Origin of the sequence: Rhizobium cauense (assembly GCF_019511525.1) — a bacterium.
In the GTDB taxonomy this organism is placed as follows: domain Bacteria; phylum Pseudomonadota; class Alphaproteobacteria; order Rhizobiales; family Rhizobiaceae; genus Rhizobium; species Rhizobium cauense.
In genome coordinates, this window is the sequence record NZ_JAEUAT010000007.1 from 39,665 (window position 1) to 52,951 (window position 13,287).

A 13,287-nucleotide genomic window follows, 5' to 3' on the forward strand; every position below is an offset into this window, starting at 1 on the left:
AAATCAGTAGCCGAGGTTCTTCTTCGACTCGTAGACCTTCATCGGATCGTCAGCCGGTGTGTAGAGCTTCGATTCCGTCTGGATCCACTTCGCAGGAGCCTTCTTGTCCTTGAGGTAGGCATCGAGAACGTCGAACGCCGGGCCCGCCATGTTCGGGGTCAGTTCGACAGTGGCGTTTGCCTCTCCGTCAGCCATGGCCTTGAAGATATCAGGCACGGCATCGATCGAGACGACGAGGATGTCCTTGCCCGGCTTCAGGCCGGCTTCCTTGATCGCCTGGATACCGCCGACAGCCATGTCGTCGTTGTGGGCATAGAGCGCGCAGATTTCCTTGCCGCCATTCTCGGCCTTCAGGAAGCTTTCCATGACTTCCTTGCCCTTGGTACGCGTGAAGTCGCCCGTCTGGCTGCGAACGATCTTGAAGTTCGCCTTGCCTGCAATGGCTTCTTCGAAGCCCTTCTTGCGCGCGATAGCCGGCGAAGAGCCAGTCGTGCCCTGAAGCTCGACGATGTTGCAGGCCTTGTCGCCAACGGTCTTTACGAGCCAGTCGCCGGCAACCTTGCCTTCATGAACCTGATCCGAGGTAACGGCGGTCAGGTAGAGGTCCTCAGGCGCCTTGATCGTGCGGTCGAGCAGGATCACCGGGATTTCCGACTCCTTCGCTTCCTTCAGCACGGCGTCCCAGCCGGTCTCTACGACCGGGGCCAGGAAGATGGCGTTGACGCCCTGTGCGATGAAGGAACGGATGGCCTTGATCTGGTTTTCCTGCTTCTGCTGGGCATCAGCAAACTTCAGGTCGACGCCGCGCTTTTTCGCTTCTTCCTTGGTGACGGTGGTCTCGGCAGCGCGCCAGCCGGATTCAGAACCGATCTGAGAAAAACCGACAACGAGCTCTGCAGCCGATGCAGAACCGAACATGCAGGCAGCCAAAACCGTGGCACTCAAGAGTGCAGTCTTCAATTTCATGATTTCCTCCCAATGCCGCCTCCTCGCGGCTGAGTGGAAAAAATCATATAGTATTACTTTTGTAAATGCACTTTCTAGAATGCAGCGCAGCAAAAAGGGCGCTCGAAAACCGAGCGCCCTTCGCACCTGCAAATTGCAGGTCGCCGTTTATTGCGGCAGCTTGTCGTCGACGCCTTCGACGTAGAAGTTCATGCCGAGCAGCGTCTTGTCGTCAGCCTTCTCCCCGGCCTTCAGCCAGGCAGATCCGTCCTGTTTGTTGATCGGGCCGGTGAACGGATGCAGTTCGCCAGACTTGATCTTCGCTTCCGTCGCCTCAGCCATCGTCTTCACGTCGTCAGGCATGTTGGTATAGGGCGCCATCGTCAGAATGCCGTCCTTGAGGCCGTCCCAGATCTGTTCAGACTTCCAGCTGCCGTCCAGCAGTTCCTTGGTACGCTTGATGTAGTAAGCGCCCCAGGTGTCGACGATCGCCGTCAGCTGGGTCTTCGGACCTGCCGCGATCATGTCGGACGCCTGGCCGAAAGCCGGGATGCCGCGTTCGGCTGCCACCTGCATAGGCGCAGTGGTGTCGGTGTGTTGCGTCAGGATGTCTACACCCTGGTCAATCAGCGCCTTGGCGGCATCGGCTTCCTTGCCTGGATCGAACCAGGTGTTGGCCCATACGACCTTGAGCTTGAAGTCAGGATTGACTGACTTCGCACCGAGTTCGAAGGCGTTGATGCCCATCACGACTTCCGGGATCGGGAACGACGCAATGTAGCCGGCAAGCCCCTTCTTGGACATTTTCGCTGCGATCTGGCCCTGAATATACCGGCCCTCATAGAAACGAGAGTTGTAGGTCGAGACGTTCTCCGCGGCCTTGAAGCCGGTGGCATGTTCGAACTTCACCTTCGGGAATTTCTGGGCGACCTTCACGGTTGCATCCATGAAGCCGAATGACGTCGTGTAGATCAGGGCGCAGCCGGAGCGAGCCATGCGCTCGATGGCACGCTCGGCGTCCGGACCTTCCGGAACGCTTTCCAGGAATGGCGTTTCGACCTTGTCGCCGAGTTCCTTCTCCAGAGCTTGGCGACCGATGTCGTGCGCCTGCGTCCAGCCGCCGTCCGTGCGAGTGCCGACGTAGATGAAGCAGACTTTGGTCTTGTCGGCAGCTTGCGCAGCAGAACCGACGCTCATGACCAGTGCGGCAGTTGCCGCGAGTGCGAGTGCTAGTTTCTTCATTTTAACCCCTGTGGTTGGAAGCCTTGAAACCTGTTGTTCTTGTTCGTCACCGATCAGGCACGAAGGCCTTGCCGAGTGATGCCGGCGTGTTGATCAACGTCGTGCGCCGATTATGGGAAATGATGATGAGGACGACAATAGTCGCGGCGTAAGGCAGCATCGAAAGAAACTGCGAGGGAATGCCAATACCGAAGGCCTGCGCGTGCAGCTGGCCGATCGACACCGCCCCAAAGAGATAACCGCCAGCCAGAACCCGCCATGGACGCCATGAGGCGAAGACGACAAGCGCCAACGCTATCCAGCCACGGCCGGCGGACATGTTCTCGACCCATTGCGGCGTATAGACGAGCGACAGTTGCGCGCCAGCGAGCCCTGCGCACGCGCCGCCAAACATAACCGCCAGATAGCGCGTCCGGATAACACCGATGCCAAGCGCATGTGCCGAGCCGTGATTGTCGCCAATCGCCCGCAACTTGAGGCCGGCGCGGCTCCTGAACAGGAACCAGTTGATGCCGATCACCAATGCGATCGACAGGTAGAAGACAAGATCCTGGCGAAAGAGCACCGCACCGAAAAAGGGAATATCGGAAAGATAGGGGATATAGATCTGCGGCACCTTGATGCCCGGAATGCCGACATAGCTTTCGCCCAACATGCCGGACGCGCCGAGCCCCAGGATCGTCAGCGCAAGTCCTGTGGCGACCTGATTGGTCACGAGCGTCAGCGTCAGGAAACCGAAGAGAAGCGAAAAGAGCGCACCTACGGCAATTCCGGCCAGGAGGCCTATATAGGGCGAGCCGGTCGCCTGGGCAGCCGCAAAGGCGCCGACGGCGCCCATGATCATCATCCCCTCGACGCCGAGGTTCAGCACGCCGGCGCGCTCGGTCACCAGTTCGCCGAGCGCGGCGATGACCAACGGGGTCGCAGCCGTGATGACCGTCAGAAGGATCGCTTCGAAAATCATTGTGCAGTCTTTCCAACGGCCGAATGCGCCCGCGACCAGAGGATCCTGATCTTGTAGTAGATCAAGGTGTCGCAGGAGAGCACGAAGAACAGCAGCAGCCCCTGAAACATGCGTGTCACCTTGTCCGACACGCCGATCGACAGCTGTGCGGCTTCGCCGCCAAGATAGGTCAGGGCAAGTACAAGGCCCGAAGCGATGATGCCGAGCGGATTGAGACGCCCCAGGAAGGCGACGATGATCGCTGTGAAACCGTATCCCGGCGAGATTGCTGGCTGCAGATGCCCAATCGAGCCCGATACTTCCGAGATCCCTGCGAGACCCGCAAATGCACCAGAGAGCAGGAAGCTGAACCAGATCATCTTCCGCGACGAGAACCCGGCAAAACGGCCGGCTCTTTCGGCCTGGCCAAGCACCACGATTTCGAAGCCGCGCAGCGTGTACTTCATCATGAACCAGACGAGGACCGCGGCCGCAATCGCAAAGACGAACGCCCAATGGGCGCGTCCTGATTCCTCCCATATGGCGGGAAGGACGGCTTCGGGCGCAAAGTCCCGTGAGACCGGAAAATTCAGGCCCTGAGGATCTCTCCAGGCGCCGCGAACCAGCCAATCGAGAAACAGCTGGGCAATGTAGACCAGCATCAGCGAGGTCAGGATCTCGTTGGTGTTGAAATGCGCCTTGAGGAGCGCCGGTATGGCGGCAAACAAGGCCCCGCCGATCGCTCCCATGATGAGCATCAGCGGGAGGACCATGGGTGAATGCCAATCGTAGAAGACGATCGGCAAGATAGATCCCGCGATCGCGCCCATCGTGAACTGGCCTTCGGCACCGATATTCCAGTTGTTCGACCGATAGCAGACGGAAAGGCCAACCGCGATCAGGATCAGCGGTCCCGCTTTCACGGCCAGTTCATGGAGCGACCAGACCTCCATCAGAGGCTCGACAAAGAAGGCGTCGAGCGCTTCGATGGGGTTCTTGCCAAGCAACGCGAACATGATCGCGCCAGCGATCAATGTCAGGCCGAGCGCCAGCAACGGTGAGACAAGGCCATAGAGCTTGGACGCCTGCGGCCGCTTTTCCAGTTCAATGCGCATTGGCAGCCTCCGACGCGGGCTCACCGGCATGCAGCCCGCCCATCAAAAGGCCGATCCTCTCGCGAGAGAGTTCTCCCGCCGGGAAGGGTTGCGAAAGTCGCCCCTCGGAAATCACGGCAATCTCCGTCGCCACTTCGAATATCTCGTCAAGATCCTGGCTGATGACGACGACCGCGGAACCATTGCGTGCCAGGTCGACGAGCGCCTGGCGAATGCGGCTCGCCGCTCCCGCGTCGACGCCCCATGTCGGCTGATTGACAACGAGAACCGCCGGCTGACGATCCAATTCGCGGCCAACGATGAATTTTTGCAGGTTTCCGCCCGAAAGCGAGCCGGCAGCCGGATCCTCGCCGCTCTTGCGCACATCCATCGCTTCCGCGATCCGCGTTGTCGCGGTCTTGACGGCGCCGCGGCGGATCACTTTCAGAAAACCGCCGCCGATAAAGGCTTTTCGGTCGGATTGGCTGCGCGCCAGCACGAGATTGTCGGAGAGCTTCATGGCCGAGACGGCAGCATGGCCATGGCGCTCTTCCGGCACAAAGCCGGCGCCAAGCAGGCGCCGGGCCGTGATGCCCTGAGTACCCACGGCCTTCTTGCGGATTGTGATCGCATCGGGAGAATTAACGGGATACTCCCCCGAGAGCGCATCGAACAGCTCCCCCTGCCCATTGCCGGCAACACCAGCGATCGCCAGAATCTCGCCCGACCGGACTGTCAGCGAGACGTCCTTCAGAGGCATCGCAAACGGAGTGCGTGCGGCAACCGATAGCTTGGTAACAGCAAGCTGCACATCCCCCTTGTTGCCGCGATCGGGGTGCGTGACAGTCGCGACGTCACTCCCGACCATCATGCGGGCCAACGAAGCCGGCGTCTCCTGGCGCGGATCACAGGCACCGGTGACCCTGCCATTACGCAGCACCGTCGCACGATCGCAAATGCGTTGCACTTCTTCGAGCCGGTGGCTGATGTAGAGAACAGACTTGCCTTCCGCCTTGAGCTTGAAAAGTGTCTCGAAAAGCTTGTCAGCCTCCTGAGGCGTCAGAACCGACGTCGGCTCGTCAAGGATGATGAGCTTGGGGTTCTGCAGCAGCGCGCGCACGATTTCGATGCGCTGGCGTTCGCCGACAGAAAGATCCGCGACATGGGCATGGGGGTCGAGCGGCAGGCCGTAGGCGCGGGAAAGCGCCCTCGCCTCTTCCGCAATCCTGCCGATCGGAATGCTGTCATCAAGCGAAAGCGCAATATTCTCGGCGACGGTCAGCGCCTCGAAGAGCGAAAAGTGCTGGAAGACCATACCGATGCCGAGCTTGCGGGCGTCGCTTGGTGAGGCGATTGCCACCGGCTGTCCCTCCCAAAGGATACGGCCCTCGGTCGGTTCGAGCACGCCAAAAAGCATTTTGACCAGCGTCGACTTGCCGGCGCCGTTTTCACCCAGGAGAGCATGGATTTCGCCGGGCGCGATATCGAGGTCAATGTGGTTGCAGGCGGCAAAGCTGCCGAAAAGTTTCGTCAGTTGCTGGACCGACAGTAACGCACCGGGACCCGGCACATCAGATAACGACACGTTCCCCTCATTTCCCTCTGCCGACCGGCCCGTTCGGGTCATTATGGAATCAGCAGCGTAGTTCCGGTAGTTTTCCTGGACTCCAGATCCATGTGGGCCCGCCCGACCTCATGCAATGGATAGGTTTGGTTGACATTGATACGCACTTTGTTGCTCAAAACAACATCAAATAACGCGTTTGCACAATTGGTTAGCTCTTCTCGCGTCGCGATGTAGGTGAAAAGGGTCGGCCTTGTTGCAAACAGTGACCCCTTCTGCGCGAGCATGGCGAGGGTGAAGTTCTCGATCGGTCCCGACGACTGGCCAAACGAGACGAACATGCCGAGCCGTTTCAGGCAGTCGAGCGATTGGGGAAACGTGTCCCGGCCAATCGAGTCGTAGACCACGTGAACGCCTGCACCGCCTGTGATCTCGTGCACACGTTCGGCGAAATTCTCGGTGTTGTAGTTGATGACGTGGTCATATCCATGCTCGAGGGCTAAACGTACCTTGCTGTCCGATCCCGCGGTCCCGATCACGGTTGCGCCAAGCGCCTGGGCCCATTGGCCGGCGATAAGGCCGACACCGCCGGCTGCGGCATGAAACAGGATCGTGGTATCGGGACCCACCTTGTAGGTCCGATTGAGGAGGTATTCCGCAGTCATTCCCTTCAGCATCATCGACGCCGCCGTTTCCAGGGGAATTCCATCCGGAACTTTGACGAGGTGCTTCGTTTCGATATTGCGCTCGACGCTGTAGGCGCCATCCGAGCCCGCATAGGCGACGCGATCGCCGACCTCGAATTCTCCCACATCTGGGCCGACTGCAGTAACCGTGCCAGCCGCCTCCTTGCCCGTTACGAAAGGCATATGCGGCGCTTTGTAGAGCCCGGTCCGGAAATAAACGTCGATGAAGTTCAGGCCGATGGCCGCGTGTCTGATCTGAACTTCTCCTGCACCCGGAGGCGGCAGGTCGATCTCAATGTAGTCGAGAACTTCAGGTCCGCCGGTCTTGCTGAATGAAACCGCCTGTGTTCTTGCCATTGCCTTCTCCTAGCCGCGCCGTCCAAGCGCCGGGAAGAACTGCAGCACGGCGCCGATGCAATAGAGGTAGATACCGCTAAGGATAAAGAGGACAAGCGCCCATTGCGGCACCACGAAATGCATCAGAAGCGCATACATTCCGAGCGCGGACCAAAGGAAAAAGACGCCGAGGTTGACCGGTCGCAAACGCTCAACCCGGACGGGGTGCAGAAAGTTGATCGGCAGGAAGGTCAAGACGACTGAAACAATCACGACTGCAAGGGCGGTGACGGCACTGGCATCGATAACGAACAGCGTGAAGACGATCATGTTCCAGACCACAGGGAAGCCCGAGAAGAAGTATTCATCCGTCTTCATGCCGGTATCGGCGTAGTAGATGGCGCTCGATACCACGATCATCCCAGCCGCCACGAAAGACCACGGTTCGCCAATCATGCCGCTCTGATAGAGCGCGAAAGCCGGCAGCAGGACATAGGTCACATAGTCGATGATATTGTCGAGCGTATCGCCCGACCAGTTCGGCAGCACTTCCTTGACACTAACTTTGCGGGCGATTGGTCCATCAATGCCGTCGACCAGAAGCGCAAGCCCGAGCCACCAGAACATGTCGATGAAACGATGCTCGGCAGCGGCGACCACGCCGAGAAACGCGAGAAAGGATCCAGATGCCGTCAGGATATGGACGGAAAAGGCGCGCATTTCCGCGTACGGCACACGCTTGTAATTGAAAATCTTCATGTTTCCCCGAGCATCTTATGGCAGCCGCGCCCGGCAGACGCGGTTTTTGCCTAATATGCATCCTTTGCTTGTCTTCGCCAGCGCAAAAGCGATGAAACCTCGGACGGCTCCGGAATCCTGACCGCGGCACGCATATTTCGTTCAAGTCGCCCGAGAAAGAATGGAATACCTTTAATCGAGACACTATTTGTAATATCTCGCTGGCATCGAAAACATTGTGCGACGAATACGGGATCCGATACCGAAATGAACGCCCCTGCAAAGACCGAAGACTTCGCCTCACCGATTCCGGCTGGAGTCTATGCCGAAACCGTACTTAGCGTGACCCATTACACGGATCGCCTGTTCCGGTTTACGATGACGCGTCCTCAGGGCTTCCGTTTCCGCTCCGGCGAGTTCGCGATGATCGGATTGATGGTCGAGGGCAAGCCGATCTTCCGCGCGTATTCGATCGCAAGCCCCGCCTGGGCGGAAGAGCTCGAATTCTTCTCGATCAAGGTTCCGGACGGGCCGCTGACCTCGCACCTGCAGGCGATCAAGCCTGGCGATCAGGTCCTGATGCGCAAGAAGCCGACAGGAACGCTGGTTCTCGACGCGCTGACGCCCGGCCGCCGTCTCTATATGTTCTCGACCGGCACCGGGATCGCTCCTTTCGCGAGCCTGATCCGCGATCCGGAAACCTATGAGAAGTACGAGGAAGTCATCCTTACCCACACGACTCGCGACGTCGCCGAACTGAAGTACGGCTTCGATCTCGTCGATGAAATCAAGAGCGACGAACTGCTGCAGGAGGTTGTCGGTGACAAGCTGCGCCACTATGCGACGGTCACACGCGAGGACTTCGACTATCGCGGCCGTATCACGGACCTGATTTCGTCAGGCAAGCTCTTTTCCGATCTTGGCGTCCCGCCGCTCGATCCGACGATCGATCGCGGCATGATCTGCGGTTCTTCGGCGATGCTGAAGGACACCAAGGATCTCCTGGAAAGGGCCGGCCTTAATGAAGGTGCCAACAGCAAGCCAGCGGAGTTCGTGATCGAACGCGCGTTCGTCGGCTAAGCACGGAAGACGCTTAGATTCACGGCCCCTATGAAGGGGCCGTTTTCATTTGTGGCCACTGAGATAGTCGATCAGGCGTGTCATCGATTGGCCTGCATCGGCGGGTCTGCCCTGCTCTATTGCCCGCATCACCTCAACATGCAGCAAAATTGACTGATCCATTCGATCGGGCTTGGCCGAAGCCGACCAGAGCCGACGCGAGTGGGTTTGAACCGGTCCAAGCGCAGACGTTATGAAGCTGTTCGGGCAGGCTTCCTCCAGCAACTCGTCGAAGGCCTTGTCTGCGGCGAAGAAGGCCGCCAGATCCCCGGATACGGCGCATTTCTCCATTGCCTCTGCGCATTTGCAAAGCTCGCTACGCTGCTCGATTGTCGAGAAGTCGGCCGCAAGTGCTGCCGCAAGGGGCTCGAGCTCTCGGCGGACCTGCATCACATTTTCATGGTCCGTCGGCTTGATCTCCGCCACTTGCAGTCCCACGCGCGGCTTCACCACAATCAGGCCCTGCCAGGCGAGTTTCTGGATTGCCTCCCGCACCGGCGTCCGCCCATGTCCGGCAAGATCAATCAGATCCTTCTCGGTAACCATGGCGCCTGGTTGCAAGGCCAGCGTTACGATCGCATGCTCAAGCGTAAGGTAGGCAAGATGGCTTAGTGAATTCTGCATCGTCTGGCCGTTCCCGAGTATCGAACACGCCGCATCGCGGCTGCGAATGCGCCAATGATATATCAGCGCATTCTCGCTCGGCAAGTTGGACACGAACGCGATACCGAATACCGCCCCGCCAGTTGTCTATTCGTGCCGCAAGGCATCTATTGGATTGAGCTGCGCTGCTCGCCGTGCGGGGAAAAAGCCGAAAACCATTCCGATCGCCGCGGAAAACACGAAGGCCAATGTGATCATTGCGGGGCTGATGACAAAAGGAACCTTGAGGGCAAGGACCGCCCCATAGCCTAGACCGACCCCCAGCAAAATGCCGGCCACACCGCCGAACACCGACAGTGCGACTGCTTCGACGAGAAACTGGAGCAGCACCTGATTCTCCAGCGCGCCGATCGCAAGGCGTATGCCGATCTCTCGCGTTCTCTCGGTCACCGACACCAGCATGATGTTCATGATGCCGATCCCGCCGACGAGCAGGCTGATGGCAGCAACCGCTCCCAAAAGACTGGTGAGCAGCGTGGTGGTTCCCGTCATCGCCTCGGCAATCTGGGTCATGTCGTTGACGCTGAAGTCGTCCTCTCGGCCCGGAATGATTTTACGCCGCTCACGGAGCAGGTTCTCCGTTTCACCCTGAATCTTGGATGTCGATACGCCGTCGCGCGCCGAGATGACGATCATCTGGACATTGGCATTTGCCTTGCCGCCGATGCGGCGCTGATAGACCTTGAGGGGCATGACAACAACGTCATCCTGGTCGTTGCCCATGCCGGATTGACCGCGCTTCGCAAGGACGCCGATGACGCTGCACGACACCTTGCCGACACGAATCTGCTGGCCGGTCGGATCGGCAGCGCCGAAAAGTTGCGAGCGTGCGGTCTCACCAAGAATGCAACGCGGGCGACCACGCTCTTCCGCCGCGTCGAAGGTGCGGCCGATAGCCATGTCCCAGTCCTGTGCGATGAAATAGTCGTTGCTGGTCCCCATGACCGTCGTCGAGCGACTTTGTCCACCATAGATAACCGTTGCCGTCGTCTGGTTGAGCGGCGCAACGGCGCGAAGACCGCTTACCTGATCACGTATGGCATCGACATCCTGGACGGTAAAGCGGCGCGCCTCCGAACTTGCTCGCCCTGGACCGAACTGACCTGGACGTGCAAACAGCATGTTGGTTCCAAGCCGCGAAAGATCCGCGGTGACCTGGGCGGTGGTACCGTTGCCGATGGTCACAAGAGCGATGACGGCAGCCACGCCGATCACAACGCCGAGCACCGTAAGAAATGAGCGGAGCATGTTTCGGCTGATTGCGCGCAATGCGAGTTTCAGCGTCTCAAAGAACATGATCCGTCCTCCCGCGATGCTCGACTTCCGTCTCGAGCCTGCCGTCGATGAACCGCAGCAGGCGCTGGGCATAAGCTGCGATATCCGGCTCGTGCGTCACCATGACGATCGTGATGCCCTGTTGCCGGTTGAGCCGTGTCATCAGATCCATGATCTCTATGCTGGTCTTGGTGTCGAGATTGCCGGTTGGCTCGTCTGCGAGCAGCAACGAGGGCTCGGTCACAATCGCCCGGGCGATGGCAACGCGTTGTTGCTGCCCGCCGGACAGTTCCTGTGTTTTGTGATGCTCGCGCCCTGAGAGGCCGACAAGCCCGAGGGCCTCCCTCGCCTTACGGTGACGCTCGCTCGCGTGCATGCCACGATAGACGAGCGGGAGTTCGACGTTTTCAAGTGCCGATGTGCGCGGCAGCAGGTTAAATCCTTGGAACACAAAGCCAAGCATGTGGCGGCGTAGCAATGTCAATTGGCTGCGGTCGAAACCCTGCGTCGAGAGACCCTGGAACACGTAGTCGCCGGCGCTTGGCACATCGAGACAGCCAAGAATGTTCATCGCCGTCGACTTGCCGGAACCTGATGGCCCCATGATGGCGACGAACTCATGTTCGCGAATCGACAGATCGACCTGATCGAGGGCGCGAATTGCGGCCTCTCCCTGACCATAGATCTTCGAAACCTGCTTGAATTCGATGAGTGGCGGGCTCGACATCTGGCTTACTTCGCCTGCGAGGCGTCGGTAATCACTGAGTCGCTTTCCTTGAGGTCGCCCGACACGATCTGAGTGAATTGGCCGTCTGACGAACCGACCTGAACGACAACGGGTGCAGGCTTGTCTGCTTTCAGCACCCAAACACGTCGCTTCGCGCCTGTCAGCGCCTCGCCCTGATTGCTGGTCCGCGGACCCATGCGCGGCGGTCTGAGGAGGCCGAACAAGCCACGACCACGAGGCGATTCAGCGATGGGTGGCGCGTAGCGAAGCGCCGAGTTGGGAACCATCAGTGTGTTCTTCACTGCCTCGACGGTTACGTCGGCCGTCGCGGTCATGCCGGGACGGAGCAACAGGTCCGCATTGTCGACCGACAGGATTGCCTTGTAGGTTACAACATTGTTGGTGGTTTCTGAGGCAAACCGGATCTGCTTGATCTCGGCCGGGAAGGTCCGGTTCGGGTAGGCGTCAACCGTGAAAGTCGCCTTCTGTCCGACGGCGATCTGGCCGACATCTGCCTCGTCGACATCGACCTGAAGCTCCATCTTCTTGAGGTCGCCGGCGATGACGAAGAGCACAGGTGCTGAAAGCGACGCGGCCACGGTCGCACCGGGGTCGACCGAACGTGTCAGAATGACCCCATTGATCGGAGAGACGATCTTTGCCTTGGAAAGGTTGACTTCGGCCAGCCGCAGGTCGGCTTCCGCGGACAGTACCGCGGCAACGTTGATGTCTTTGGCGGCGACGGCAGAGTCAAACTTGTAGCGCGCATCCTCGAGGCTCTGCTGTGTCGAAACGTTGCTTTGCACCAGGTTGCGCAGGCGCTCGAGCGAACTTTGGGCCGACTCGAGATCAGCCGTCGCCTTCACCACGTTTGCTCTGGCAGAATCGAGCTTTGCGCGTGAACTCTTCACGTCAGCCTCAAGCTTATTCGTATCAAGCACCGCGAGAACGTCGCCTGCCTTGACATCGCTGTTGTAGTCGACGCTGACCTCGCGCACCGTTCCTGACAGCTCGCTTGATATATCCACCTGCTCGGTCGGTTGCACCGATCCCGTTGCCGTCACCAGCACGGTCAGGTCGCCGCGTTTGATCGGCTGAGTGGTGTAGCTGTACTGGCGATCCTCACGCCCGGAATAGACATAGGCGGCTGCGACGCCAGCAAGAATCAGTGGAATCGAAAGCAACAAGCGCCCGCGCCAGCGGCCCTTGGATCGCTTGCGTGAGGCAGCAAGGACGGCTGCCAGATCGGCGGGAGCCCCTGTGGGGTTGCTTTCGGTTACTTTCTTGACGTCGTTCATTCCGGCCTCGATCAACACACTGCCAACGCAGCCGTCCTCAAATGAACATGTCGAAGCTGAACGGGCGATTAGCATTAAGCCCGGATTGGCATGAAATAGCGGCGGAATGAAATGAAATCTTGGTAATGAGAGTTCAGTTTTCAGTGCGATCGATTGAACGCCCTCATTGCGCGCTCTTGAGGCACCGCAACGGAGCATTGCCTCGCATGATGATCGCCAGGGGGCCCTTGGCCATCGGCAGTGCGATGCCCTCCGGAGGCGCCCCGCTCCGGATGCGCGTCGACAATATCATGAGTGAATGGGCAGCCGCCGTTTGGCAGCCATCAGCAGATCGAGTTCCGTTGCGGATGGACCGAACTTTTCATAGAGCCGCTTTGCCTCGATCTCCTCCAGGCGATATTTCCTGGCAAATTCGCCGAGGCTATACGGGCGCCCCCGAAGCACCTTCCGGGTGGTGGGTGGGTGTGCAATGATGCTGGTCATGGCGTTCTCCTTGATCGCATAAGGAGTTAGCTAGAGCGCTGGAAAAGTTTGTGTAGGTGTTGAACACTGCTTGGAAGAGATTGATTCAATTAAATATTTTTTGGGAACCTTCTGGCCTTTCGTGCATTTATGAGCTGAGATCGCGAGCCGCGCCAAGCGGACGCGGCGGTACGA

General features: G+C 59.1%; 13 protein-coding genes. 1 reads left to right on the forward strand and 12 read right to left on the reverse strand.

Annotated elements, in window-relative coordinates; all coding sequences use genetic code 11:
• Positions 1-3: 3 nt before the first annotated feature.
• The 7 genes from ytfQ to pcsA all read right to left on the reverse strand — a co-directional run bounded on the left by ytfQ (position 4) and on the right by pcsA (position 7,569).
• Positions 4-966: a galactofuranose ABC transporter, galactofuranose-binding protein YtfQ gene (gene ytfQ / locus JNB88_RS14755; protein WP_037127917.1), complete on the reverse strand. Its 963-nt coding sequence runs from the start codon at positions 964-966 to the stop codon at positions 4-6.
• Positions 967-1,113: 147 nt separating this feature from the next.
• Complete coding sequence (locus JNB88_RS14760) at positions 1,114-2,187, reverse strand: BMP family ABC transporter substrate-binding protein (RefSeq protein ID WP_220356121.1); 1,074 nt, start codon at positions 2,185-2,187, stop codon at positions 1,114-1,116.
• Positions 2,188-2,233: 46 nt separating this feature from the next.
• The gene (locus tag JNB88_RS14765; protein WP_220356122.1) at positions 2,234-3,151 is read right to left on the reverse strand and encodes an ABC transporter permease; all 918 of its coding nucleotides are present in this window, start codon (positions 3,149-3,151) and stop codon (positions 2,234-2,236) included.
• Positions 3,148-4,245: an ABC transporter permease gene (locus JNB88_RS14770; RefSeq protein WP_037127923.1), complete on the reverse strand. Its 1,098-nt coding sequence runs from the start codon at positions 4,243-4,245 to the stop codon at positions 3,148-3,150. The genes JNB88_RS14765 and JNB88_RS14770 overlap by 4 nt, the downstream gene beginning before the upstream one ends.
• Positions 4,235-5,851 carry an ABC transporter ATP-binding protein gene (locus JNB88_RS14775; RefSeq protein ID WP_220356123.1) on the reverse strand — a complete coding sequence of 539 codons (1,617 nt, stop codon included), beginning with the start codon at positions 5,849-5,851 and terminating at the stop codon, positions 4,235-4,237. The genes JNB88_RS14770 and JNB88_RS14775 overlap by 11 nt, the downstream gene beginning before the upstream one ends.
• On the reverse strand, positions 5,851-6,831 hold the full coding sequence (locus JNB88_RS14780; protein ID WP_220356124.1) for a quinone oxidoreductase family protein: 981 nt from the start codon (positions 6,829-6,831) through the stop codon (positions 5,851-5,853). The genes JNB88_RS14775 and JNB88_RS14780 overlap by 1 nt, the downstream gene beginning before the upstream one ends.
• 9 nt (positions 6,832-6,840) lie before the next feature.
• Complete coding sequence (pcsA, locus tag JNB88_RS14785; RefSeq protein ID WP_037127928.1) at positions 6,841-7,569, reverse strand: phosphatidylcholine synthase; 729 nt, start codon at positions 7,567-7,569, stop codon at positions 6,841-6,843.
• A 246-nt stretch (positions 7,570-7,815) separates the two neighbouring features.
• Between pcsA and JNB88_RS14790 the strand changes: the two genes are divergently transcribed.
• Positions 7,816-8,628 carry a ferredoxin--NADP reductase gene (locus JNB88_RS14790; protein WP_037127930.1) on the forward strand — a complete coding sequence of 271 codons (813 nt, stop codon included), beginning with the start codon at positions 7,816-7,818 and terminating at the stop codon, positions 8,626-8,628.
• 45 nt (positions 8,629-8,673) lie between these two features.
• Here the strand turns inward: JNB88_RS14790 and JNB88_RS14795 are convergent, their stop codons facing one another.
• The 5 genes from JNB88_RS14795 to JNB88_RS14815 all read right to left on the reverse strand — a co-directional run bounded on the left by JNB88_RS14795 (position 8,674) and on the right by JNB88_RS14815 (position 13,113).
• Entirely contained in the window at positions 8,674-9,291 is a 618-nt protein-coding gene (locus JNB88_RS14795; RefSeq protein WP_037127932.1) for a GntR family transcriptional regulator, read from the reverse strand.
• Between the two features lie 126 nt (positions 9,292-9,417).
• On the reverse strand, positions 9,418-10,626 hold the full coding sequence (locus JNB88_RS14800) for an ABC transporter permease (RefSeq protein ID WP_037127934.1): 1,209 nt from the start codon (positions 10,624-10,626) through the stop codon (positions 9,418-9,420).
• Complete coding sequence (locus JNB88_RS14805; RefSeq protein WP_220356125.1) at positions 10,616-11,332, reverse strand: ABC transporter ATP-binding protein; 717 nt, start codon at positions 11,330-11,332, stop codon at positions 10,616-10,618. The genes JNB88_RS14800 and JNB88_RS14805 overlap by 11 nt, the downstream gene beginning before the upstream one ends.
• A gap of 5 nt (positions 11,333-11,337) precedes the next feature.
• Positions 11,338-12,630 (reverse strand): efflux RND transporter periplasmic adaptor subunit, encoded by a 1,293-nt coding sequence (locus JNB88_RS14810; protein ID WP_037127938.1) that lies wholly within the window; start codon positions 12,628-12,630, stop codon positions 11,338-11,340.
• Positions 12,631-12,918: 288 nt separating this feature from the next.
• The gene (locus tag JNB88_RS14815; protein WP_037127940.1) at positions 12,919-13,113 is read right to left on the reverse strand and encodes a hypothetical protein; all 195 of its coding nucleotides are present in this window, start codon (positions 13,111-13,113) and stop codon (positions 12,919-12,921) included.
• Positions 13,114-13,287: the final 174 nt, after the last annotated feature.

Bases quoted from the DNA above. Each gene is read 5' to 3' on its own strand.
- JNB88_RS14790 (WP_037127930.1), top strand. From the start codon at position 7,816: ATGAACGCCCCTGCAAAGACCGAAGACTTCGCCTCACCGATTCCGGCT.
- JNB88_RS14770 (WP_037127923.1), bottom strand. From the start codon at position 4,245: ATGCGCATTGAACTGGAAAAGCGGCCGCAGGCGTCCAAGCTCTATGGC.
- ytfQ (WP_037127917.1), bottom strand. From the start codon at position 966: ATGAAATTGAAGACTGCACTCTTGAGTGCCACGGTTTTGGCTGCCTGC.
- JNB88_RS14800 (WP_037127934.1), bottom strand. From the start codon at position 10,626: ATGTTCTTTGAGACGCTGAAACTCGCATTGCGCGCAATCAGCCGAAAC.
- JNB88_RS14760 (WP_220356121.1), bottom strand. From the start codon at position 2,187: ATGAAGAAACTAGCACTCGCACTCGCGGCAACTGCCGCACTGGTCATG.
- JNB88_RS14810 (WP_037127938.1), bottom strand. From the start codon at position 12,630: ATGAACGACGTCAAGAAAGTAACCGAAAGCAACCCCACAGGGGCTCCC.
- JNB88_RS14775 (WP_220356123.1), bottom strand. From the start codon at position 5,851: ATGACCCGAACGGGCCGGTCGGCAGAGGGAAATGAGGGGAACGTGTCG.
- JNB88_RS14805 (WP_220356125.1), bottom strand. From the start codon at position 11,332: ATGTCGAGCCCGCCACTCATCGAATTCAAGCAGGTTTCGAAGATCTAT.
- JNB88_RS14780 (WP_220356124.1), bottom strand. From the start codon at position 6,831: ATGGCAAGAACACAGGCGGTTTCATTCAGCAAGACCGGCGGACCTGAA.
- JNB88_RS14765 (WP_220356122.1), bottom strand. From the start codon at position 3,151: ATGATTTTCGAAGCGATCCTTCTGACGGTCATCACGGCTGCGACCCCG.
- JNB88_RS14795 (WP_037127932.1), bottom strand. From the start codon at position 9,291: ATGCAGAATTCACTAAGCCATCTTGCCTACCTTACGCTTGAGCATGCG.
- JNB88_RS14815 (WP_037127940.1), bottom strand. From the start codon at position 13,113: ATGACCAGCATCATTGCACACCCACCCACCACCCGGAAGGTGCTTCGG.
- pcsA (WP_037127928.1), bottom strand. From the start codon at position 7,569: ATGAAGATTTTCAATTACAAGCGTGTGCCGTACGCGGAAATGCGCGCC.